Origin of the sequence: Chitinimonas sp. BJB300 (assembly GCF_002735695.1) — a bacterium.
GTDB lineage: Bacteria > Pseudomonadota > Gammaproteobacteria > Burkholderiales > Chitinimonadaceae > Chitinimonas.
Genome location: NZ_PDZH01000076.1, coordinates 1 through 22,563, shown reverse-complemented (window position 1 = coordinate 22,563; position 22,563 = coordinate 1). Strand labels below are relative to the sequence as shown.

18 protein-coding genes and 2 pseudogenes are annotated in these 22,563 nt (G+C 53.7%); 6 read left to right on the top strand and 14 right to left on the bottom strand.

Going from position 1 to position 22,563, the window contains the following annotated elements:
- Positions 1-181 precede the first annotated feature (181 nt).
- Positions 182-763, top strand: coding sequence for a hypothetical protein (locus CSQ89_RS13610; protein ID WP_139023016.1), 582 nt, complete (start codon positions 182-184; stop codon positions 761-763).
- Between the two features lie 375 nt (positions 764-1,138).
- Positions 1,139-1,921 carry a substrate-binding periplasmic protein gene (locus CSQ89_RS13605; RefSeq protein WP_099406687.1) on the top strand — a complete coding sequence of 261 codons (783 nt, stop codon included), beginning with the start codon at positions 1,139-1,141 and terminating at the stop codon, positions 1,919-1,921.
- A 218-nt stretch (positions 1,922-2,139) separates the two neighbouring features.
- Here CSQ89_RS13605 and ybaL read toward each other — a convergent pair whose 3' ends face one another.
- The 4 genes and pseudogenes from ybaL to CSQ89_RS13585 form a co-directional block, all read right to left on the bottom strand.
- On the bottom strand, positions 2,140-3,840 hold the full coding sequence (ybaL, locus tag CSQ89_RS13600; RefSeq protein ID WP_099406686.1) for a YbaL family putative K(+) efflux transporter: 1,701 nt from the start codon (positions 3,838-3,840) through the stop codon (positions 2,140-2,142).
- Positions 3,841-4,210: 370 nt separating this feature from the next.
- The gene (locus tag CSQ89_RS22495; protein WP_099406685.1) at positions 4,211-5,074 is read right to left on the bottom strand and encodes a PEP-CTERM sorting domain-containing protein; all 864 of its coding nucleotides are present in this window, start codon (positions 5,072-5,074) and stop codon (positions 4,211-4,213) included.
- A gap of 227 nt (positions 5,075-5,301) precedes the next feature.
- Positions 5,302-5,734: pseudogene (locus CSQ89_RS13590) on the bottom strand (IS5 family transposase); the annotation flags it as partial.
- Between the two features lie 258 nt (positions 5,735-5,992).
- A complete protein-coding gene (locus CSQ89_RS13585) occupies positions 5,993-6,352 on the bottom strand; it encodes a hypothetical protein (protein ID WP_099406684.1) in 360 nt (119 codons plus the stop codon).
- A gap of 688 nt (positions 6,353-7,040) precedes the next feature.
- On the opposite strand from CSQ89_RS13585, the gene CSQ89_RS13580 reads away from it, so the two are divergent.
- Entirely contained in the window at positions 7,041-8,723 is a 1,683-nt protein-coding gene (locus tag CSQ89_RS13580; RefSeq protein ID WP_099406683.1) for a M12 family metallopeptidase, read from the top strand.
- Positions 8,724-8,939: 216 nt separating this feature from the next.
- On the opposite strand, the gene CSQ89_RS23240 is transcribed toward CSQ89_RS13580, so the two are convergent.
- On the bottom strand, positions 8,940-9,074 hold the full coding sequence (locus tag CSQ89_RS23240) for a helix-turn-helix domain-containing protein (RefSeq protein WP_222103439.1): 135 nt from the start codon (positions 9,072-9,074) through the stop codon (positions 8,940-8,942).
- 109 nt (positions 9,075-9,183) lie between these two features.
- Between CSQ89_RS23240 and CSQ89_RS13575 the strand changes: the two are divergent.
- Positions 9,184-10,080: pseudogene (locus CSQ89_RS13575) on the top strand (integrase core domain-containing protein).
- Positions 10,081-10,140: 60 nt separating this feature from the next.
- Here the strand turns inward: CSQ89_RS13575 and tpiA are convergent.
- From tpiA to glpD, 9 genes are all read right to left on the bottom strand, one after another.
- Positions 10,141-10,917 (bottom strand): triose-phosphate isomerase, encoded by a 777-nt coding sequence (gene tpiA, locus CSQ89_RS13570; protein ID WP_255408645.1) that lies wholly within the window; start codon positions 10,915-10,917, stop codon positions 10,141-10,143.
- A 158-nt stretch (positions 10,918-11,075) separates the two neighbouring features.
- Complete coding sequence (gene glpK / locus CSQ89_RS13565) at positions 11,076-12,563, bottom strand: glycerol kinase GlpK (protein WP_099406682.1); 1,488 nt, start codon at positions 12,561-12,563, stop codon at positions 11,076-11,078.
- Between the two features lie 120 nt (positions 12,564-12,683).
- Positions 12,684-14,408 (bottom strand): ABC transporter substrate-binding protein, encoded by a 1,725-nt coding sequence (locus CSQ89_RS13560; RefSeq protein ID WP_099406681.1) that lies wholly within the window; start codon positions 14,406-14,408, stop codon positions 12,684-12,686.
- Positions 14,409-14,691: 283 nt separating this feature from the next.
- Positions 14,692-14,973, bottom strand: a complete 282-nt coding sequence (locus CSQ89_RS13555) for a DUF2160 domain-containing protein (RefSeq protein WP_233203159.1) — start codon at positions 14,971-14,973, stop codon at positions 14,692-14,694.
- Between the two features lie 52 nt (positions 14,974-15,025).
- The gene (locus tag CSQ89_RS13550) at positions 15,026-15,823 is read right to left on the bottom strand and encodes a carbohydrate ABC transporter permease (RefSeq protein WP_099406680.1); all 798 of its coding nucleotides are present in this window, start codon (positions 15,821-15,823) and stop codon (positions 15,026-15,028) included.
- Between the two features lie 2 nt (positions 15,824-15,825).
- Positions 15,826-16,707: a carbohydrate ABC transporter permease gene (locus tag CSQ89_RS13545; protein ID WP_308418155.1), complete on the bottom strand. Its 882-nt coding sequence runs from the start codon at positions 16,705-16,707 to the stop codon at positions 15,826-15,828.
- An 8-nt stretch (positions 16,708-16,715) separates the two neighbouring features.
- On the bottom strand, positions 16,716-17,789 hold the full coding sequence (locus CSQ89_RS13540; RefSeq protein ID WP_099406679.1) for an ABC transporter ATP-binding protein: 1,074 nt from the start codon (positions 17,787-17,789) through the stop codon (positions 16,716-16,718).
- Positions 17,790-17,798: 9 nt separating this feature from the next.
- Complete coding sequence (locus CSQ89_RS13535) at positions 17,799-18,893, bottom strand: ABC transporter ATP-binding protein (protein ID WP_099406678.1); 1,095 nt, start codon at positions 18,891-18,893, stop codon at positions 17,799-17,801.
- Positions 18,894-18,990: 97 nt separating this feature from the next.
- Positions 18,991-20,526, bottom strand: a complete 1,536-nt coding sequence (gene glpD, locus CSQ89_RS13530) for a glycerol-3-phosphate dehydrogenase (RefSeq protein ID WP_099406677.1) — start codon at positions 20,524-20,526, stop codon at positions 18,991-18,993.
- A 359-nt stretch (positions 20,527-20,885) separates the two neighbouring features.
- Here glpD and CSQ89_RS13525 point away from each other — a divergent pair, with 359 nt between their 5' ends.
- Together CSQ89_RS13525 and CSQ89_RS13520 are read left to right on the top strand one after the other, a co-directional pair.
- Positions 20,886-21,659, top strand: coding sequence for a DeoR/GlpR family DNA-binding transcription regulator (locus CSQ89_RS13525; RefSeq protein ID WP_186293394.1), 774 nt, complete (start codon positions 20,886-20,888; stop codon positions 21,657-21,659).
- A gap of 64 nt (positions 21,660-21,723) precedes the next feature.
- On the top strand, positions 21,724-22,458 hold the full coding sequence (locus CSQ89_RS13520; protein ID WP_099406675.1) for a transglutaminase domain-containing protein: 735 nt from the start codon (positions 21,724-21,726) through the stop codon (positions 22,456-22,458).
- Positions 22,459-22,563: the final 105 nt, after the last annotated feature.

Below are 22,563 nucleotides of genomic sequence, written 5' to 3'. Positions count from 1 at the left end.
AATGCCTGAGCATCAAGACGCAGAAGAACCCATTCGCACTTTGCCGCAAGTTACTGATCAACGCCTCCCGCGCGGCTTATGATCAGTTACAGCTGCTTCTCGCAGCTACTGCGTAACATCAGTTATTAAGCAGTCATTTAACGTAACTAATGATGGTCGGTTCAATTTTGAGAATATGACGTTGCGAGTCATTCGTGAACTTGTTAATACAGTAGAACTTCGTAAGAGAATGGAGGTGGCCAGAAAGTTGGTCGAATGTGAACATACGCTTTTCATCGCGACGGTGATTATAAAAGAAGGTTTCCAACCCAAATCCTCAAACCATATTTATCCGCTCATTCTGCCTGTAGAGAGCAAGCGGGAAATATTACAAGCCTATTGTATTAATATAATAAAAGCATCGAAAAACAATTCCATTTTCTGTACGGCGAACCCAAGGGTTATTCTGCAAGCTATTCCTTGGCTAATGATGGATAAATGCAAGGAGATATTTTCTGCATTAAAGGAAGGAGACCCTACGCTGGATAATTTTGCGCTGGCGATATTGCAATATAGTATTGATAACCATAAGGGGCTGATATATGGTTTGCCTGATTCGGTAAGTAGATTATCCGCTTACTGTACATGGGATGAATTAAGAGCCCATGCAAAATTAAGGCTGGCGGAAAAAAGTCTAGCATCTCAGGTATTTATTGCTTGGCGAAGTGTCGTGGAAGGTAAGTATCTCTATGCCATTGATGGTAGTGAAGTAGAAGTTAAATAGCGCTGAATGAAAATGTTTTTAATAAAACAATACATGCCTCTATCGGGCTGGACTATTCATTACTATAATAACGCCTGAAGGATTGCATTCTCTTCGCATCTTGGATCACCGCTGTGGGCAAGGTTAGTTGTTCGACATGTCGCATACGCAGCGGTGCTGGACTCTCGTGGATCTTGCGGGTGCCTCGCTAGCATAGCTGCAATTGATCGAGTTAACGGTCTATTGTAAATATGGCAAGCTCTTATATTATCAAATGGGGTTATCTCAAAATCGTTGCAATATCCACTTACTAGCAAAAACACAAACCAACACCTTATTTTGACAGTCTTCGATGCTTTCGATGATAAACATCTTCTTAGATAGGGTACGAAAGTAATGCGACTTTTCATCATTTTAGTGGCCTTGCTAGCGTGGTTTCCGAATGTCCACGCTGTTGAGACGGTTAAGCTGGCAACAGGAGAGTGGCCACCCTACGCTGGAAGAGATTTTCCTGAGGGTGGTGTCGGCGAGCAAATTATTAAAGCGGCCTTCGCTGAAGAAGGAGTGAAAGTTGAGTATGTCAACCTGTCTTGGAAACGGGGGCATGAAATAGCCAAGCAAGGTTTGCTGGATGGGGCCATTCTTTGGGTACCGTTACCGTTACCGTTACCGTTACCGTTACCGTTACCGGAACGGGAAGCCGACTTTTTGATGTCCGATCCTGTTGTTCAGACTGATTTCATATTGCTTTACCGGAAAGACAAACCGATCAGTGATGGTAAGGAATTTAACTTACAGGGGTTTCAGTTTGGGCTGACTAATGGCTATTCCTACAACACCATGCCTGTAATGATCGAAATGGTGCAAAAATCCGGCAAGCCAAAGATTATGGTAGACACGGATGAGCAAGGAATAAAAGCCCTGATCCAGGGGCGAATAGATGCCTTCCCGATTGATGACATGGTTGGCCGGTGGATACTCAGCAGTTTGCCTACACCAGGGGTCAACATCCTTGTTCACAAACCACCTATCAGGACAGACCCGCTAGTAGTGCTTATTTCTCGAAAATCACCGCGTGCTCAGTGGTTGCTGGAACGTATTAACAGCGGGCTTGCAAAATTAAAAGCGACGGGAAGATATGACAAATATATCCGGGATGCTTCGCAAGTTAACCCTTAGAACCTGTCTAAAGTCTGCTGTGCATCGGCAATATGGCGTTGAAAACACCCTCGGAATGCTCATTTACCACTCGTAAACTCCGCTTCCTCGGCTGTTTTCGCTTTATCTTGCCCTAGCTCGCGAGACTTTAGACAGGTACTTAGAGGGCCTTCTCAATTGATTTACTATTTTTCTTTCTGGTTCAGTGCTTCCAACTGTATGAAGAGGAGCCTGTATTTTTAGCCAACATGTTGCTGGGCGTGAGCCAGCACTTGTTGGCTCATATTGGCAGCTAATACCTCTTCGCTGATCAGCACTTCGACATTGCGCAGCTTCCTCAAATACTCAGCCTCCACATCGCTGTGGCTACGTACAAAAATTGCTACGTCGGGATTAAGCGTCTGCGCGATCTCGATGGTTTGGCGGACCTGCAAAGGATTGGGGATGGCAATGACGAGCATACCAGCCCGGGCGATGTGGGCCTGAATCAATACGGCCGGTTCGGCGGCATCGCCCGATACGGCGGGTATCCCTTCGGCACGTAGGCTTTCAACGATTTCGCGGTTTTGTTCGGCAACTACATAGGAAAAGCCGCACTCGCCTAGTGCATGGGCAATCCGCTGGCCTACCCGGCCATAGCCGACCAGTACGACCTGACCAGTCAGGTGCTTTTGGTCCACCGTGGTGGGTAGTTCAGCCAAGGGGTCATCCGGTCTTTCCAGCAGCTGCGCCAATTTATTGCGGGCGCGTATCCAGCGCTGGATGGGTTCAATGGCATGAAAGACCAACGGGTTCAGGGCAATAGAGATTAATGCGCCGGCTAACACAAGGCTTTGTGTTTCGGTACTCACAAGGCCCAGATTCATACCCAGGCCGATCAGAATGAAGGAGAACTCACCAATCTGCGCTAGGCTGGCCGAGACGGTGAGCGCGGTATTGAGCGGATAACGAAAGGCGATAACCAGTAGGAAGGCTGCCAGTGACTTACCGAATATGACGATGGCGACCACTGCCAGCACTTGCAACGGTTGTTCCACCAGGATGCGCGGGTCGAACAGCATGCCGACCGAGACAAAAAAGAGCACGGCGAACGCATCGCGTAGCGGTAGTGACTCTTCTGCGGCGCGATGGCTCAGTGGGGACTCACGCATTACCATGCCGGCAAAGAAAGCCCCTAGCGCGAAGGACACACCGAACAAATGAGTAGAGCCATAGGCGATACCCACCGCGGCGGCGATGACGCACAGGGTGAACAGCTCGCGTGACCCGGTACGTGCGACTTGCAGCAGAATCCAGGGGAAGACGCGTTTGCCCACTACCAGCATCAAGACCACAAAGGCAGTTACCTGGCCCAAGGTGCTGGCCAAGGTAAACCATAAGGAAGTATCGCCCGCCTGCGTAGCAGCCTTGCCGCCCAACCAGCCTGAAAGGGGTGGGAGTAGCACCAATACGAGCACCATCGCGAGGTCTTCCACCACCAGCCAGCCGACCGCGATCTTGCCGTTGACCGAATCGAGCACCCCACGGTCTTCCAGTGCGCGCAACAACACCACGGTGCTGGCAACCGAAAGCGAAAGACCAAACACCAGCGCGCCACCCAGCGACCATCCCCAAAAATGCGCCACCCCCATGCCCAGCAGGGTTGCAACAAGGATTTGTACGAGCGCCCCGGGCAGGGCAATACGTTTTACCGAGAGCAAGTCACCCAAGGAAAAGTGCAGACCCACGCCGAACATCAGCAGCATGACGCCGATTTCGGCCAACTGGCCTGCAAGCCCGACATCGGCGACAAAGCCGGGTGTGGCAGGCCCTATACAAATGCCTGCCAGCAAGTACCCTACCAATGGGGGGAGTTTCAGGCGGGCGGCCAAAAAGCCAAGAATGAGCGAAAGGCCGAGAGCGGCCGCGATAGTGGTGATCAGCTCAATGCTGTGGGGCATGGATCGTCTCCCTGTGATTAGGTTAAAGGCTCTTGCAAGCCTGCTGGGACGGCGATGACCGTTGCGGGGCTGTTTCTACATTGCCTCAGGTGCAGAATATAAAACAGCCGGTGTTTGTAATCGTAAGACAAATGCCTTAGAGCAACCCACTATCAATTGAATTCCTTCGGGAGATGAAAATAATGCGTTTTTTTCAGAGACACAAGTTATCCATTATTTGGATAGGCAGTTAGAACCTGTTGAATACGGTATTCACAGGGTAGGGGAAATGGAACGAGGCGGAGCTGCTGAACAAATGACACCAGCCACCGCCTGACCCCGAAAGGGGCTTTAGCCGGTGGCTGGTGGGAATACTTAACCGAGCGTAGCGTTAACTCAATTGCTTGGCACGGCGGCGATTGATGACACCAATGCCCAACAAGCCCAGTGCGATGAGTGCAACGGGATTTGGTTCCGGTATTTTCAACGGTGCTGCGTTATTGAACAAATCGGCACTACCATCACTGGTTACTTTGCCACTTGCGCAAAGCAGTCTGGTGTCAAATGAGCACGCACCAGAATATTTAAACGGGCTGGAAATCTTGTTGGTGGTTTGCAGTTGCAAGAAAAGGTCGGTAGGTGCGTTGTAGCCCAGGCCAGGGCCATCCAGATCAACGTTAAATCCATTCATGAAGGAATTAAACTGTAAAAACAAGGTGGATTGGCCCAGCGTTTGATTCTTACCTTTGAAATTAGCCAAATCCCCACCTGAAGCACCTTGCATGGATAGCGTGGCCATATCAATCCAGCTTGCTGCATTGTTGCTGGTTGCCTGCAGGGTGATTGAGCCAACACCGGGGGTGAAGGTGTAGTTGATCGCGCCGGTTACCGAATTGTAAGTCGCTACCGTGCCCGATAAGCCTGTGAATACAACGCGAAAGCCATCAAGCGGTTGCGCGTAGCTGAGTGGAAAACCGAAGTCACCCAGACCCAGCACATTATCTTGTACGTAGTTGAGCGAAAAAATATTGCCGAATTCTTGGAATTTTGCCCCTACGAATGGGGAGCCATTCTGGCTGACTTGTTGCGAGACGGTTGTTACGCCACCATTGAGACCAAGGTGCCCCACGTGGGTGGTGGTGGTACCTACGGCGCTTAGGGTCCAGGCATCTTGAATTGTCATGGCATGCGCGGCTGACCCCATGATTGCGACACCAGCTAGGCCAAGTGTTATGACGAGCTGTTTGAGTTGCATCCCTGTCCTCCAGTAAATTTGCAGTGGTTGTTCTTCTGTTGCGCTTGGCCTAATTCCTAGCCAAATAAACTAACTCAATCATCACGCAGCAATACTTATGCCATTTTTACAAGATATTGTTTTTGTTGATTATTTTTGTTTACTTAATGATTTGCTTATAAATGTGTAAAGTATTCCGACAGTTATGGGTAATGCTCGCAACGATTGGGCAGGTTCTAAGAACCTGTTTACGATCTCCTTAGCAACAGAGCGAGAAAGGCAATGTGAATGAACTGCAAGCGGGAGTTGAGCTTGCGCTCGCAGTTCTTTCCATCGCCTTCTGTTCTTCTCCAACCACGCAAAGCTATGCTCTACCATCCAGCGTAAGGGTATGCAGTTCGCTGCGCTTGGCAACTTGCACTGTGGCCTGCTTGCCCAGTATCTCACGCCCTCTCTATGCAAATGGTTGACCTAGATACCCACTGTCAACCAATAGACTTTGCACACGTGTCAGGTCCATATTGCAGTGCTTAAGCACTTGCAGGGCGCCTTTCGATCGGTGGCCTTTGCCGTCGTCACTGCAACCGCATGCGGCAATCCCTGCGTATCCACCGCAATGTGGCGCTTGATCCCCGAGACCTTCTTGCCTGCGTCATAGCCCTTACACTCTGCTGTGTCGGTGACAGGATTGAACTCTTTATTAAGGCGGCAATTAAATAGTGCATATGAACAAAGACAAAAGATATTTTAAAACAATGCATTAGGAATTTTGTACTGTAAGCCTATATGCGCTTTCACATTGCCGGATTAATATCTTGGGGACTGTACAGACGATCCAGTCTCTATTTAATTGGAGGTATTTAGTCGTGTTACTAATTAGCCAGAGACCAGCATGCCCGTGTAAAACAAGGTGGAATCAATATACGAATAATCAATGAATCAGTATCTCTGTTTCATAGCTTCATTAGTTTTTAACGCACCTTGATTATCCGCTTCTCTGCAAGTAGTGAAACCATAGCCCTTCACCAGGGTTTGACTGTTGAAGGCCACAAAGAAATTTGACGTTTTTCCTTCCTTTTGCAAAACATAGTCAAAGCATATGCCGGAACTGTTGCTGATTTGATAAGTACTATCCGGCTGACCCGCGGCTAAAACTGATTGTTTATTAGCGCCGGCCTTGACAGTAGCACGGGGAACAGGCAAATCACTGAAAGTCATCAACGTGGAAACTGCGGACATCATGCCGCATCCCGTAAGCAATGTGGCTGAAGCGATGACTATAATCGGATAGAATTTCATGTGAGTCTTTCCGAAAGATATAAAGGTGAGGCATTAATATAAGTGACGCGATAATTTGGGAGCTTTCAAAAAATAACAGCCCTTAGGGGTTTTGCGCGTACATAGCTGATCCTGTTGCCTTTCCTCGGCCTTAAGGCAACCAGCCCGTGTGTCTCTCGATCCATGCGATTCTTACCCTTTAGCTAATCGAGCATGTCAAATCACTATCAAAAGTTGCTGCCGTCACACTTCAGCGCTATTGATATCCGACTTATGCTGACAACCGTAGACATACCCACCTCAAATGTAGGCCGATTGCCTGCTGCATTTCTGTGCAAACGCAGCCGACGCCAAAGCGCCAAGACGTAAGTGGTAGAAACAGCGTTGAGTTGCGTTCATTTTTGGCTGGGCTTGGGTGCACGTGAGCGTAGCGCGAACTGAATTGCATTACTAGGCAGGCTTTAAGTTAAGTGATTTCCTGCAAAAAGCCGCGTCAGCTAATGCGTTGACGGCTACACAGGGAACAGCCGAGAGGTAATGGTATTAATGGGGCAAATTCGTTATTGACATGCCAATGTCATTAATATAGATTGGCACCGCTATATGTGTGCATACGCTTACGTCGGGTATTTACTCCACAACCTTCCGGGTTATCCATTGTTTATGCACTTTGTGGGATGGAATTTTAAATTTGAAATAGAAGGGCATCATGAAACTTAAATTCTCTGCGCTTACTTTATTGATGGTTACCGCCCTGGGCGTAATGGCCGAACCCAATACGATGGACAGTCCAGAACCAAATGAATCCAATAAACTTCAGACTGTCGAAGTCACGGTAAAAGGCACTGTTGAAAAGATCACCATCCGCGTTGTGGATGGCTATGGCCGTTTAGGCGATATGATGCTTGGTAAAATCGAGGACCTTATACGCGACGGTGTTGATCTATCCCCCGTAAAGCCGTGGACTAAGCCAAACGTTAATCAGTCCGCGCAGATTGCTCATGACAACCACTTTGCTCGCGCCACCCGGTGGCCCAACAATACCGTCTATTACATTTACGATGCTCAGCTGCCGCAAACTAGTCGTGATGCCATCCAGTCCGGTATGAACATGATTACGAATAAAACTGCCATACGTTTTGTACCGCGGACCAACGAACCTAACTTTGTACACTTCTACCGTGGTAGTGACTGTTCATCATTCGTAGGTATGCAAGGGGGTGGGCAGTTGATCTCTATCGCCAATGGCTGTAACGCAGGCAGAGCTGCGCACGAAATGATGCATGCACTTGGCTGGGTACACGAACATATGCGACCGGATCGTGACAGCTATGTCAAGCTAAACACAGAAAACATTAAGACAGATTTCCTGAGCGACTTCACGAAACAAGGTTATAGCGATGTTGACCGTCTAAGCGACTATGACTACGACTCGATCATGCATTACAACGCTTGGGAATTTACCAAGAATGGTCAGAAGACGATTGTTCCTCTCAAAAGCGGTATCGCCCCAGAAAGATTGGGACAGCGTAATAACCTGAGCCCCGGTGACGTGGCTTCTGTGCAGAAATTCTACCCTGGCGGTACGGGTCAAACAACGCTCAACGCCACACTCAGTGCTCAGCAATTAATCATCGACGAAAATCGTAGCGGTAATCTGACCTTGGATCTGGCGGGGGCCGACCTGTCGGGGGTTCGTTTCTACCCCGATTCAGATAACACGCGTGTGATTGCGTATAACGGTATCGATATTCAAGCTGGCCAAGGCAACCAACGCACCGTTCGTGTCACACCGGTTAGGGGCGCCGTTGGTACAGCCAACGTTACGGTGCGTGTTATTGCCGCCAACGGCAAAGAAGTTACGGTTTCCTTCAAGCTGATCGTGGAGAAAGCCAAGAGCGGTGGAGGTACTAGTACTGGTGGTACGGGTAATGGTAGCGCCAGCAAGTACGACCGCAGTATCAAATACAAGCAGGGTGACATTGTCGACGTCAATGGCAAGCGCTACACCCTCACAGTGCGGGTCAACAACCAGCCTGGTGGCGATTACCAGATCTGGGGTTCGTACTGCGACCCAACCACCTGCGGTGAAAATAACCCCTATACATTCGGTGGCTGGCTGAAGGTTTATTGGGTCAGTGCAGGTAGCGGTGGCACCACCACGGGCGGTGGTACTACAACCAATTCGGGCTCCTTCAGCCAGCATCAGCAATATCGCGACCAAGACCAAACCGTTTACAACGGCCGAACCTATCGCCTTACGGTCAAGGTGGATGGGCGGAATACAAATAGCTACCCCCTATATGGTGGAAGCTGCATCCCAGCCCAATGTCAGGCTTCATTAGTACCGTTTCGGTCGAATGACGGTCGCTCGACAGCGTATTGGCAGTAACTCAGCTAGGTTGAACAGCCTGTACAAGCTTTTCATCCACCCCCTGGTCTGGGACCACCCAGAGCCGGGGGGCTTTTACGTATTCCCAGTTTTTGCTTATCAGGCCATCTGCCGCCACATAACCGCTCAAGGTCAGGATGTAGCGATTGGGCTGACGCGTAAACTTTGTTGTGGGCGCTCGGTTTTAAGCAAACCGTGATCTTCCCGCCAAACGAGTTAATTGATGACCGATCGAGCGGACAGGTTGTACTGGACGGCCAATTTAACTTGCCCTGGCCAGTATCCACCCTCGTTGTTGGCATAGCAGGCCAGTTTCTGCAACACCATCTTGGGGCTCAGTGGCAGTGCCATACTCCAAACATCATTTCAATAACTTGATACTCATCGGTTCACTTCCTCTTAGATGTACAGTCCCGGAGATAGATGGTTCAATCCTGTCGCCGGAATAGAAGGAAGCACTATGGGCCAAATACTGCACGGCTGCGCCATAACAACTGAGGCTGTCCGCCGAGCGATACAGCAGAGTCAAGAGAGCTTGAGAACCCTCGCCAAGCGCTACGGTATCAACCCCAAGACCGTCGCCAAATGAAAGCAGCGAACCTCCGTCTATGATCTGCACACCGGGCCCGTCTGTCGAGGAGGACGCCATCATCGTCACCTTCCGGCAGCCTCCCCGCCTCCCGCTGGATGATTGCCTGTATGCCCTGCAAAACCCACCGTCTCAACTGACCTGCTCATCCCTGCATCGCTGTCTGCAGTGCCACGGGATCAGCCGCCTCCCCAATACACCGGATGACACACCCCCACTAAGAAACGATTCCAGTCCTACCCCGTCGGCTACTTCCATATCGACATTGCTGAAGTGCAGATGGCCAAGGCTGGCTTTATCTCTGACCAGACCATCAAGTTCGCCAATGTGGCGTTACAGGAGAAAGCCAACAAGATGGTGGTTGCGCAATTTCTGCGTGATCTGATTGCGAGGGTGCCGTATGCCTTGCAGACCATACTGACCGACAACGGCATTCCGCTCACCCACCGGACCAGTGATCACCTATTCGATCGTGTTTGCGCCGAGTACGGCATCAAGCATCGGCTCACCAAGGTGAAGCGCCCCTGAATGAATGGCCAGGTGGAACGGACGAATCGCACGCTGAACACCGTCAAACGTTTCCATTACGAGAAGCATGCGCACCTGCATCAGCACCTTGCCAACTTTGTTGCTGCCTACAATTTTGCTCTTATGCTTAAGGCACTTAACGGTCTCACCCCTTACGAATACATCTGCAAAACGTAGGCATCCGAGCCTGAAAGGTTCAAGGTCGATTCAAACCAGCAATTGCCGGGACTGAATATCTAAGGGCCTGTTCAAAACCTGCCCAATGTCCCCCGCGTCGGCAGCCCGATGTTAAGAACCTGTTTAGCGTTGGCCGAAGCTGCGGCAGATTTCGCTAAAGTCTTCGGCTTTGAGGGCGGCCCCGCCGACCAGCACGCCTGAGACTTCCGGTAGTTGTGCCAACCACACAGCGCTGGTTGGATTGACACTGCCGCCATAGAGCACAGGCATGGCGCGGGCAACTTTGTCGGCCCCCGTGGTATCGGCCACCAACTGGCGCAGGTAGCGTAGTACGGAGGTGATTTGCTGGGCTGTGGCCACATGGCCGGTGCCAATGGCCCAAACGGGTTCGTAAGCCAGTACCACTTTTTCCAAGTCGGCAATTGACAGCCCTGCCAGGGTGGGCAAAAGCTGTGCTGCCAGCGTGGCTTCGGTCAGGCCGATTTCGCGCTGGGCCAGGGTTTCACCAACACAGACAATCGGCGTCAGCCCGGCGTTGAGGGCTTGGCGTGCCTTGGCGGCAACGCGCTCGCTGCTGTCACCAAACAAGCCGCGACGTTCAGAATGGCCGGCCAACACATAGCGGCAGCCCACATCCGCCAACATGCTGGCGGATACTTCTCCGGTATAAGCGCCAACGGCTTCGTGGCAAAGGTTTTGCGCAGTACAGCTGATAGGGCTTTTGGCCAACAAGGCGACGCTGTGCGCCAGATAGGGGAAGGGGGGGCAGACACTGACGTTGACATGGCCAAAGCTGGCGATGTCGCGGCGCAGTGATTCCAGCAGCGCGGTATTGGCTGTCAGGGAGCCATTCATTTTCCAGTTGCCGATGACGAGAGCGGGCAGGTGTTGTTGGGTCACGCTTTACTCCAGAGCGGCGATGGCACAGGGGAAAACCCAATCAATCGCCGGTCAAAATTTGAACCGGCCGCATCCTAATCGAAACAGCCGCGCTTGGCCCGAAATATGTAGCGAATGAATTTTTACTACACATTTCGGGTGGCGGATGACGTCGGCGGCTAGCCTTGCCAATGCTGCACACGACTTACCGCACCACGCCAGCGTTCGCGGCGGGTTTCGGCTTCGTCGCGGCTGATGTTGGGTTCGAAGATATGATCCACTTGCCAGCAGCGTTCCAACTCGGCGATATCGCTGTATACCCCTGTAGCAAGCCCTGCGAGCTGTGCTGCGCCCAGGGCGGTGGTTTCCAATACCTTTGGCCGCACTACCGGGACGCCGAGCAAGTCGGCCTGTACCTGTAGCAGCAGATTGTTGGCGGCAGCCCCCCCATCAACACGTAGTTCCGTCAACGGTGCTTCGGCATCAGCCTGCATGGCTTCGAGCAAGTCGGCGGATTGGAAGGCGATACCTTCAAGCGCTGCACGGGCGATATGCGCCTGGGTGGTACCGCGCGATAGCCCGAGCAGGCCGCCACGGGCGTGCGGGTCCCAATGGGGTGCGCCCAGTCCATTGAACGCGGGGACGAAAATCACGCCACCACTGTCGGGCACCGAGGCGGCCAAGGGCTCGACCGCTTGCGAGGACGACACCATACCCAGGCCATCGCGCAGCCATTGCACCACCGCGCCGCCAACAAACACACTGCCTTCCAGGGCGAAGCGCGGCTGCCTATCGCCTTGCGCAGCCACCGTGGTCAGCAGCCCGTGTTCCGATCGGCGCGCCACCCCACCGGTTTGCAGCAGCATGAAGCAACCGGTGCCATAAGTATTCTTGGCCATGCCCGGGCGGTGGCAGGCTTGGCCGAAGAGCGCGGCCTGCTGGTCGCCGGCGATCCCGGCGATCATCACCGGTGCACCCAGTATGTCGGCGTCGGTGAGGCCAAAGCGGCCACTGGAGGCTTGTACTTCGGGTAACAGGCTGGGCGGGATATTCAGCAGCGCCAGGATGTCTGCATCCCAACAGCGGCGGTGGATGTCAAACAACATGGTGCGTGAGGCGTTGCTGACATCGGTGATATGCAGCCGTCCACCCGTGAGCTGCCAGATCAACCAACTATCGACGGTACCGAAAGCCAGTTCGCCGGCTTCGGCTTGCTCGCGGGCACCCGGTATTTGTTCAAGCAACCACGCCAGCTTGGTGCCGGAAAAATACGAATCGAGCACCAAACCGGTACGGTCACGTATTAATGCAGCGTGGCCTGCGGCTTCCAGCGCTTCGCACATATTGGCGGTGCGGCGATCCTGCCAGACGATGGCGTTGGACAGCGGCTGGCCGGTTTGACGATGCCAGAGGATGGTGGTTTCGCGTTGGTTGGTAATGCCCAGGCCAGCCAACTGGTTGGCGGTAATGCCGGCAAGTTGCAGTGCTTCGCGTGCCGTGGCCAATTGGCTGCGCCATAGGTCGAAGGGATCGTGTTCCACCCAGCCTGACTGCGGGAATATCTGGCGGAATTCCTGCTGCGCCTTGGCAACAGGTTGGCCCTGCCGGTCGAAGACGATGGCGCGGGAGCTCGTGGTGCCCTGGTCGAGGGCAAGGATATAGGACATGGAATCTACCTTTGTACGACCGTTGGCGTGCCGTGTTGCAAGCCGGGCACGTGGAAAGCACCACCCGACTCGGGAAGGAGGTCTGTCGTCAGGCTGGCTTTCGCCAACCTGACAAAGCGTTTACTTGACCCGACCTTCCTTCCAAGCTTTCAAGAGCTGGTCGTAAGGTACGGTTTCACCCTTGGGCTTTTCGTTGGCCAGCTTGGCCCAGGGCGCGCCACCTTTGCCCACCCATTGTGTGGGGTCGGCTTCCGGGTTGAGCTTCGGCGCGCACTTGCTCATCCCAGCGCGTTGCAGGCGGGCCATGACGGCGTCCATCTCCTTGGCGAGGTTGTCCAGGGCGGCTTGTGGCGTCTTTTCCCCAGCAACCGCCGTGGCGACATTCTTCCACCACAACTGGGCCAGCTTGGGGTAGTCGGGCACATTGTTGCCGGTGGGCGTCCAGGCGACACGGGCAGGGCTACGATAGAACTCCACCAAGCCACCGAGCTTGGGGGCCATATCCGTCATCGCCTTGCTTTGGATGTCCGACTCACGGATGGGCGTGAGGCCGACCAACGTCTTTTTCAGCGATGTGGTCTTGGCGGTGACGAACTGGGCGTACAACCAAGCGGCTTGGCGGCGTGGTAGCGGCGTTGTTTTGAAGAAGGTCCAGCTGCCCACGTCCTGATAGCCGTTCTGCATGCCATCTTTCCAGTAAGGGCCATGTGGGCCGGGTGCCATGCGCCACTTTGGCGTGCCATCCTTGTTGACGACGGGTAAGCCCGGCTTGTTCATGGACGCGGTGAACGCGGTATACCAAAAAACTTGCTGGGCGATATTGCCTTGTGCGGGTACTGGGCCGGCTTCCGAGAATGTCATGCCCAGGGCTTGTGGCGGGGCGTAAGCCTTCATCCAGTCGATGTACTTCGTGAGGGCATAGACAGCGGGCGCACTATTGGTAGCGCCACCCCGGCTGACCGATGCGCCTACTGGTGTGCACTTGTCGGCGGCAACCCGGATGCCCCATTCATCGACTGGCAGACCATTGGGAATGCCTTTATCTGCCGCGCCGGCCATCGACAGCCAGGCATCGGTAAAGCGCCATCCCAGTGAAGGGTCCTTCTTGCCGTAGTCGAGGTGGCCGTAAACCTTTACGCCATCGATGGTCTTCACATCGTTGGTGAAGAAGTTGGCGATGTCTTCATAGGCGGACCAGTTCACTGGTACACCCAGCTCATAGCCGTATTTGTCCTTGAACTTCTTTTTCAGGTCGGGCCGTTCAAACCAATCAGCGCGAAACCAGTACAGATTGGCGAACTGTTGGTCGGGCAGCTGGTAGAGCTTGCCATCGGGCGCGGTGGTGAATTTCAGGCCGATGAAGTCTTTCAGGTCCAGCGTAGGGCTGGTGAAATCCTTACCTTCGCCGGCCATGAAGTCGGTGAGGGGTACAACCTGGCCGTAGCGGAAATGGGTGCCGATCAGGTCCGAATCAGAAATCCAGCCGTCGTAAATATTCTTGCCCGACTGCATTTGCGTTTGCAGTTTTTCAACCACGTCACCTTCCTGGATCAGGTCGTGTGTGACCTTGATGCCGGTGATTTCGGTGAACGCCTTGGCTAGCGTCTTTGATTCGTACACATGAGTGTCGATGGTTTCCGACACCACGTTGATCTCATTGATACCCGCTTTCTTTAGCTTGTCTGCCGCGGCGATGAACCACTTCATCTCATCCAGCTGTTGTTGCTTGGAAAGCGTGCTTGGCTGGAACTCGCTGTCGATCCACTTTTGTGCTTCGGCGGGGCCGGCGAGGGCGATCGGCGCTGCGAAAGCGCAGGCAATTGCCACTACCAGTTTCTTGACCACGGTTGTCTCCTTATTTGTGTGACCGTACCTTCGGTGTAAACCAGCACCCGGTTGGAAGGCTGCGTCCGGGGCTGTGTCGATTCGATTTGCGTTGGGTTTTGGTGTTCGTGGAATGACTACTCACAGCAGAATTTGGTATCTAGAACCCGTTCTCGATCTGTAGCGAGCAGCCGTTAGCAGGGTGAAGCGCCGCGCAGAAGCCGGAATGTACTTTGGTACATGAGAATTTTGAGCAGCACATGAAGCCTGATTACGACTGCGCAGTAAGATCTTGAACAGGTTCTTAGCCCCAGCGCATGACGACGAGCAGCCAGACAAAGGCGATGCCGGCCGCGAACCATTGATGTAAATCAGTGAGGCCAGTCCAGGCGAGGTTGATGTAGGCGGCGCTTAATAAGCCAAGAAAAAGCCGGTCGCCTCGTGTGGTGGTCAGCGGCAGAAAGCCGCGCCGGGCGATGCTGGGCGATTTGATCTGCCAGAGGGTCATGCCCACCAGCATCAACGCCACACTGCTGAAGAAGATGGCTACCGGGGTAGTCCAAGCCATCCATGCCAAAGATTCCATTTGTTGCTCCGAGGCGCTGTTGACGTAGGTTTGCGGGTGCGTTGGATTGAAATTACACGCGGCCCATCGCGAAACCCTTCGCGATGTAATTGCGGACGAAGTAGATCACCAGCGCACCGGGCACGATGGTCAGTACACCCGCTGCAGCCAGCACGCCCCAGTCCATCCCTGCTGCTGACACGGTTCGCGTCATGATGGCGACAATGGGCTTGGCATTGACCGAAGTGAGGGTGCGGGCCAGCAGCAGTTCCACCCAGCTGAACATGAAGCAGAAGAAGGCGGTAACGCCGATACCGGCACCAATGAGGGGGATGAAGATGCGCACAAAGAACCGTGGAAAGCTGTAGCCGTCGATATAGGCCGTTTCGTCAATTTCACGCGGAATGCCCGCCATGAAGCCTTCCAATATCCAAACGGCCAGCGGCACGTTGAACAGCATATGCGCCAGCGCGACCGCAATATGGGTATCGAACAGGTTGATGCTGGAATAGAGCTGGAAGAACGGCAGCAAAAACACCGCGGGTGGCGACATGCGATTGGTCAGCAGCCAGAAGAACAGGTGCTTGTCGCCGAGGAATTCATAGCGCGAAAAGGCATAGGAGGCTGGCAGTGCCACTGCTACTGACAGTACGGTGTTGATCAGCACATAGATCAGCGAGTTGATGTAGCCGCCATACCAGGCCGGGTCGGTCAGGATGGTGCGGAAGTTGTCGAAAGTAAGGTGTCGTGGCCACAGGGTGAGGGCACCGGTGATTTCCTCATTGGTCTTGAGCGACATGTTCACCATCCAGTAAATCGGCAGAATGGCGAAGACGAGGTAGAGGATAAGGCCGAAGTAACGTTTTTTCATGATCAGTGCGGTGCTTTTTCGGCTGGGCCGGCGTTCTGCAGCAGGCTGTAGAACACAAAGCAGGCCAAGAGAATGATAAGGAAGTAGATCAGCGAGAAGGCCGCAGCTGGGCCGAGGTCGAACTGGCCGACGGCTTTCTGGGTGAGGTATTGGCTCAGGAAGGTGGTGGCGTTGCCGGGCCCACCGCCGGTGAGCACAAAGGGCTCGGTGTAGATCATGAAGCTATCCATGAAGCGCAACAGCAGGCCGATAAGCAGTACACCACGCAACTTGGGCAGTTGGATAAAGCGGAACACCGCGAAACGTGATGCGCCATCGATGCGGGCGGCCTGGTAATACGCTTCAGGAATGGCGCGCAGGCCGGCAAAGGCTAGGAGGGCGATGAGAGGCGTCCAATGCCAGATATCCATGACCAACACGGTGAGCCAGGCATCCATGGAATTGCCGGTGTAGTTGTAATTTACTCCCAGCTTGGTCAGCGCAGCACCGGCCAAGCCGATATCGCCGCGGCCATAGATCTGCCAGATGGTGCCCACCACGTTTTGCGGAATCAGCAGCGGCATGGCCAATAACACCAGCGACAGCGAGGACCGCCAGCCAGTCGCAGGCAGTGCCAACGCCAGCAGAATGCCGAGCGGAATCTGGATAGCCAGCACGGCGGCTGAGAAGAGGACTTGCCGCCCCAGCGCCGCGTGTAGTTCCGGGTCACGCATCACCAACTGGAACCACTCTGTACCAACGAAGACTTTCTGGTCAGGGCCGAGGATATCCTGCACCGAATAGTTCACCACCGTCATCAACGGAATGATGGCGGAGAAGGCCACGCACAGCACGACAGGCAGCACCAGCAGCCAGGCTTTGTTGTTATAAGTTTTCAACATCATGGGTTCCTTCAAGCCACGCGCTGGTCGTCGGCGTAAAACATCGTGCGCGCTGGCTGTAACGCCAGTTGCACATGGTCGGCGTTGATCTGTGCGTGTTCGCCCAGCTTTACCTTCATTTGATGCCCACCCAGGTGCACAGTCAGCAGCTTGCTGGTGCCAAGGTCTTCGAGGCGCACTACCTTGGCGGACAGGCCGGCTTTTTCACCACCGGGCGCACATTGGATGAATTCAGGCCGCACGCCGAGGGTCAACGGCTTACCCACCTGGGCCAGCCGGGTAGCCAAGGCGGCATCAATAGCAAAAGACTGTTCCGCGATACGGATGGAGCTGCCATTCAACTCGCATGGCAGCAGGTTCATACCAGGGCTGCCGATAAAATGGCCCACAAAGGTGTGTGCCGGCGTTTCGAACAGATCCTGCGGCGTACCCATCTGTACCACTTGCCCTTGGTACATCACCACCACCCGGTCGGCAAAAGTGAGCGCCTCGATCTGGTCGTGGGTGACGTAGATCAGCGAGAGTTTCAGCTGGTGGTGAATACGCTTGAGTTGCCGGCGCAGCAGCCACTTCACATGGGGGTCGATCACCGTCAATGGCTCGTCAAAGAGCACGGCAGCGACATCCTTGCGTACCAGGCCACGGCCCAGCGAGATGCGCTGTTTGTCTTCGGCTGACAGGCCGCTGGCGCGGCGTTTCAGGTCGGCGCTCAGGTCCAGTATCTCGGCGATCTCTTGCACCCGGCTGCGCACTTCAGGTTCGGCCAGCTTGCGATTGCGCAATGGGAAGGCGAGGTTGTCGAACACCGTCATGGTGTCGTAGATAATGGGAAACTGAAAAACCTGGGCGATATTACGGCGTTCAGTCGGCAGACTGGTGACATCACGGCCGTCAAACAGCACGCGACCTTCGCTGGGGACCAGCAGGCCGGAAATGATATTCAGCAGGGTGGTTTTGCCGCAGCCCGAAGGGCCCAGCAAGGCGTACGCACCACCATCCTCCCAAACCATGGTTTGCGGTTGCAACGAATAGGTATCGTTGCCGGGGTAGCGATGGCCAAGGCCAGCCAGTTCGATTTTTGCCATGCGTATTCCTTAGGCTGCGCTACGCTGCGGCGAGCCGGCCAATTGGCCCTGGGCGTCAAAGGCGAAAACCTCGGCCGGGTTGATATACAGCGATACATTGCTGCCAGGGGCAAGCTCGTGTACGCCGGCCAACTGCGCAACCAGATTGATATCGCCGTGGCGAGTATGCAGATAGGTATCAGAGCCGCTGATCTCGGCCAGGTCGACTTCGCAACGCAATGGGTAATCGACCGGGCTGTGCGGCTGAAGGCGCACATGGCTGGGGCGTACGCCGAGGGTATAGTTAGCTTTGGCCAAGCCATGAAGATGTGCACCCAGTGGTATCGCAATATCACTGGCCAAATGGGCTTCCCGTGTTTGGCCACGCAGGGTGGAGGGGAAGAGATTCATGGGCGGATCGCTGAATACTTCGGCCACCCGTTGATTGGCCGGGTGGTGGAAGACCTCCAGCGTCGGGCCTTGCTGCAACAGCCGCCCTGCATCGAGCACGATGGTGTGGCCACCGAGTAGTAAAGCTTCCTGCGGCTCGGTGGTGGCGTAGACCACGGTGGTATTGCTATTGCTGAACAATTCCTTGAGTTCGGCCCGTAACTCCTCGCGCAGCTTGTAGTCGAGGTTGACCAGGGGTTCATCCAACAGCAGCAATGGCGCTTGCTTGACCAATGCGCGCGCCATGGCCGTGCGTTGTTGCTGGCCGCCCGAAAGCTCGCCCGGCAGGCGCTTCAGCAGGTGAGCGATATGCAGTTTTTCAGCGACCGCTTCGACGCGGCTGCGTATTTCCTGCTCGCCAATCTTGCCGGCCAGCCGCAACGGCGACGCAATGTTTTCAAATACCGAGAAGGCAGGGTAATTGACGAATTGCTGGTAGACCATGGCAAGGTTGCGCCGACGTACCGATACGCCGGTTACATCGACGCCGTCAGCCAAAACCCGGCCCCCTGTAGGCTTGTCCAACCCTGCCATCAGGCGCATCAGGGTAGTTTTGCCGGCGCGGGTCTGGCCCAGGAGTACGTTGATCTTGCCGGCCTGCAGGCTAAGGCTGAGCGGGTAGATATGGATATCTGCGCCAAGCCCTTTGCTGATGCCGTCCAGTTGAAGCTGCATTGTTTGTCTCCGTTGTCCAACCCAGCGCGCCCTGTTCCGGGATTACGCTGCTTGCTGTGTGGCGCCACACCAAAGGGGTATCCATCATCTGGTTGGACTAACTCACCTTGGTTTGTTCGGTTTCGTTTGTTTTTGACAGGTTTGAAACATGGCTGGCAAGCCAGGCATCCAGTTGTTGTGCGCTATTGGCAGCGAGGTGCAAACCGAGTTTGGAGCGACGCCAAAGTATGTCCTGCGCGCTGCGTGCCCATTCGTGATCGCACAGATAGCGGACTTCACGTTCATACAAGCCGGGTAGGACTTCCTCACCAAAGTCTGCGAGTGTATGGGCTTGGTGCAGCAGCTTGGCGCAACGGGTGCCGTAGCTACGCGCCCAGCGCTGGGCTAGCGCTTGTGGAAGCCAGGGGTATTCGGCACGCATTGTCGCCAGGAAAGCATCGAAGTCGGCAGCCGGCATGTCGCCACCGGGCAAGGATGCCTGTGCAGTCCATGGGCCAGAACCCTTGGCGAGTTGTTGTTGCAGCATGTCGCCTGCTTCCTCGGCCAGCTTGCGGAAGGTGGTGATTTTGCCGCCAAACACCGATAGCAACGGCGCACCGGTTTGGTCCAGGGTCAGGTCGTAATCACGCGTTACACCGGCCGCATCGTCAGATTCATCATCCAACAGCGGCCGTACGCCGGAGTAATCCCACACGACATCGGCAGGGGTGATGGTTTGGGTGAAGTAACGGCTGGCCATATTGCACAGGTAGTTCACTTCATCAGCATCAATCACCACTTGCTCGGCTGCGCCGCGATATTCGATGTCGGTGGTGCCAATCAACGTGAAATCCTGCTCGTAGGGAATGGCGAAGATGATGCGTTTATCGGGGTTCTGGAAGATATAGGCATATGGGTGGTCGTACAGTTTCTTCACCACAATATGGCTGCCCTTGATCAACCGGACGCGCCGCTTGGATTGCACTTGCGCCACATCACGCAGAAAGTCGCCCACCCAGGGGCCGGCAGCATTGACGAGCGCACGGGCTTTGATGGTACGGCGCTCGCCTTGTTCGTCTTGCAGATTGACTTCCCAATGCTGTTTATTGCGCTCGGCATGCGTGCAGCGGGTGCGGGTTTGAATCACCGCGCCGCGTTCGTGGGCATCCATTACACAAAGCGTGACCAGCCTTGCGTCTTGTACCCAGCCATCGGAATACACAAAGCCTTTGCCGAAATCCTGGCGCAGTGGCTGGCCCGCCGGGTGTTTGCGTAGGTTGATGCCGTTGGACCCCGGTAAAATCTTGCGGCGCGCCAAGTGGTCATACAGGAAGAGGCCCATCCGTATCATCCAGGCGGGGCGCAGGTGGCTGTCGTGTGGCATCACAAAGCGCAGCGGCCACATGATGTGCGGCGCAGCGCGCAGCAGTACTTCGCGTTCCTGCAAAGCTTTGCGCACCAGGCCGAACTCGTAATATTCCAGATAACGCAAACCGCCATGAATCAGCTTGGTGCTGGCTGAAGAGGTATGGCGCGCCAAGTCGTCCTTTTCGCACAGCAACACCGACAAGCCACGCCCGGCCAAGTCACGGGCGATGCCGGCGCCATTAATGCCACCCCCTACGACGACGACATCGAATTCACTGCTTTGCACTGTGCTGCTCCTTGGACTGTTGCGATACAGCGGCCTGGTGGTATGCCATATCGCAGTCTGCTTATTTTTCGGCAATGTACTAAAGCGATGGGTTGATGGCTATCAAATAGATTCGTTTGTGTTCGTTATGCTGCGATTTGTTGTATTTACCCCCTGCACGCAATCCACGGATTACGCATTTATATTGCGGTGGATATTTTATATCCCCTAGTTAAAACAAATATTTATCTCTATTCATTGCGCTTCACACTGTGTTTGGCGGCAATGAATTTTGTTTGAATTGGATGCGGCTTATCGCGCAAATTAGAAAGCATGCGGACTTTTTCTAAGTTGTCTGCACCCAATACGAGGATTTGGGCGTGAACCCAAGGCAAATGGAATTACTGGCGCTGGTGCGGAGCCGTGGTTTTGTCTCGGTGGAATTATTGGCGACGCAGCTTGGCGTCACCATGCAGACCATACGGCGCGATGTCAGTCAGTTGGAAGACCAGGAGCTGGTATGTCGTTACCATGGTGGCGTGGGGTTGCCGTCGAGCGTGCAGAATATCGCCTATCCCCAGCGGCAGGTGCTCAATAGCGAGGCCAAGCAACGCATTGCCGAGCTGGTGGCGACCGAGCTGGAAAACGACCGATCGTTGATCATCAATATCGGTACAACCACCGAGGCGGTAGCCAGCGCGCTAGGCCGTCATCGGGGCCTGCATGTGGTGACGAACAACCTGAACGTGGCAATGACCTTGTCGGCGAACCCAGACTGCGAGGTTATCGTGGCCGGCGGGGTCGTCCGGCTGCGTGATCGTGGTGTGGTGGGAGAAGCCACCGTCGACTTCATTCGTCAATTCAAAGTGGATATCGGCATCATCGGCGTATCGAGTATCGAATCTGACGGCACGTTGCGCGACTTCGATTACCAGGAGGTAAAGGTAGCGCAGACCATTATCGACCAATCGCGCCAAGTGTGGCTGGTTGCCGACCACACCAAATTCAGCCGTGAAGCGTTGGTGCGGCTGGGGCATTTATCGCAAATCGATTGCCTGTTTACCGATGCACCGGTGCCGAATCATTTGTCGGCTGCGCTGCGAGAGGCTGGTACGCGGGTGTTTGTCGCGGAAGTAGTAGAGCATCATTTTTGAGTGTTATATCTGGTATTAATTTAAAGTCTAATTTACTTTTATTAAAACGAACAGGAGAGAGTGCATGATTAAGAGTTTGATGAGTGTTTTCGCATTTATAATTGGGGCTTATTTGTTTTTTTGTGGAGGTGTGTTGTATTTAAATGCGGTGGATAATTCATTGTCTGAGGAGGATAGGGAATATGCACGATTCTATTTGGGACGTGGGGACTTTTTTATTGAAAGTCTATTGTATGAAGAGGAGGTTAAGCTAATTTCTTTAGTCCAGAGTTCTGTATTGAAGATTGCTCCCATTGACAAGGGCATTCCTATTGATAAAGAAAGAGAGCTAAAAGATCTCTATTTGGCGGGGAGAGGAGAATGCTACGACCGGAGTAGGGCAATTGAGAAATTGTTGAGATATGTGGGGTTTAAAACAAGGCATGTGGCATTGTATTTAATTAGGGGTAAAGATTCTGCAATGAGATCTATTCTTACATACCCGAATACATCTCATGCAGTGACTGAGGTCTTGACTAAAAGAGGATGGCTGGCTGTAGATTCAAATAACTATTGGTTATCTGTGGATGCTAGAGGCAATCCGATTCCTATTGAAGAAATACAACGCCGTCAGAGAGTCAATATAGAGATTGAATGGGCTGATCCCCCACCTTCTCCTATGTATACTTGGCCATTCAGTTTTGTTTATGGATTGTATTCAAGGCATGGGAGATTTTATCCTCCGTACAATGCTATTCCTGATATAAATTATCAAGAATTTCTTGATAATTTCTTTGAACTGAACCGCCCCGGGTTTTGAGGAGGGTATTTCGTTAAAGTGTTTTAGCGAGTTGCTGGTAATAGTTTGCCTCAGCTTCTGCTGGCGGGATATAACCAATGGGTTCTAGCAGGCGGTGGTGGTTAA

Bases quoted from the DNA above. Each gene is read 5' to 3' on its own strand.
- CSQ89_RS13605 (WP_099406687.1), top strand. From the start codon at position 1,139: ATGCGACTTTTCATCATTTTAGTGGCCTTGCTAGCGTGGTTTCCGAAT.
- ybaL (WP_099406686.1), bottom strand. From the start codon at position 3,840: ATGCCCCACAGCATTGAGCTGATCACCACTATCGCGGCCGCTCTCGGC.
- CSQ89_RS22495 (WP_099406685.1), bottom strand. From the start codon at position 5,074: ATGCAACTCAAACAGCTCGTCATAACACTTGGCCTAGCTGGTGTCGCA.
- CSQ89_RS13585 (WP_099406684.1), bottom strand. From the start codon at position 6,352: ATGAAATTCTATCCGATTATAGTCATCGCTTCAGCCACATTGCTTACG.
- CSQ89_RS13580 (WP_099406683.1), top strand. From the start codon at position 7,041: ATGAAACTTAAATTCTCTGCGCTTACTTTATTGATGGTTACCGCCCTG.
- CSQ89_RS23240 (WP_222103439.1), bottom strand. From the start codon at position 9,074: ATGGCACTGCCACTGAGCCCCAAGATGGTGTTGCAGAAACTGGCCTGC.
- glpK (WP_099406682.1), bottom strand. From the start codon at position 12,563: ATGTCCTATATCCTTGCCCTCGACCAGGGCACCACGAGCTCCCGCGCC.
- CSQ89_RS13555 (WP_233203159.1), bottom strand. From the start codon at position 14,973: ATGGAATCTTTGGCATGGATGGCTTGGACTACCCCGGTAGCCATCTTC.
- CSQ89_RS13550 (WP_099406680.1), bottom strand. From the start codon at position 15,823: ATGAAAAAACGTTACTTCGGCCTTATCCTCTACCTCGTCTTCGCCATT.
- CSQ89_RS13545 (WP_308418155.1), bottom strand. From the start codon at position 16,707: ATGATGTTGAAAACTTATAACAACAAAGCCTGGCTGCTGGTGCTGCCT.
- CSQ89_RS13540 (WP_099406679.1), bottom strand. From the start codon at position 17,789: ATGGCAAAAATCGAACTGGCTGGCCTTGGCCATCGCTACCCCGGCAAC.
- CSQ89_RS13535 (WP_099406678.1), bottom strand. From the start codon at position 18,893: ATGCAGCTTCAACTGGACGGCATCAGCAAAGGGCTTGGCGCAGATATC.
- CSQ89_RS13520 (WP_099406675.1), top strand. From the start codon at position 21,724: ATGATTAAGAGTTTGATGAGTGTTTTCGCATTTATAATTGGGGCTTAT.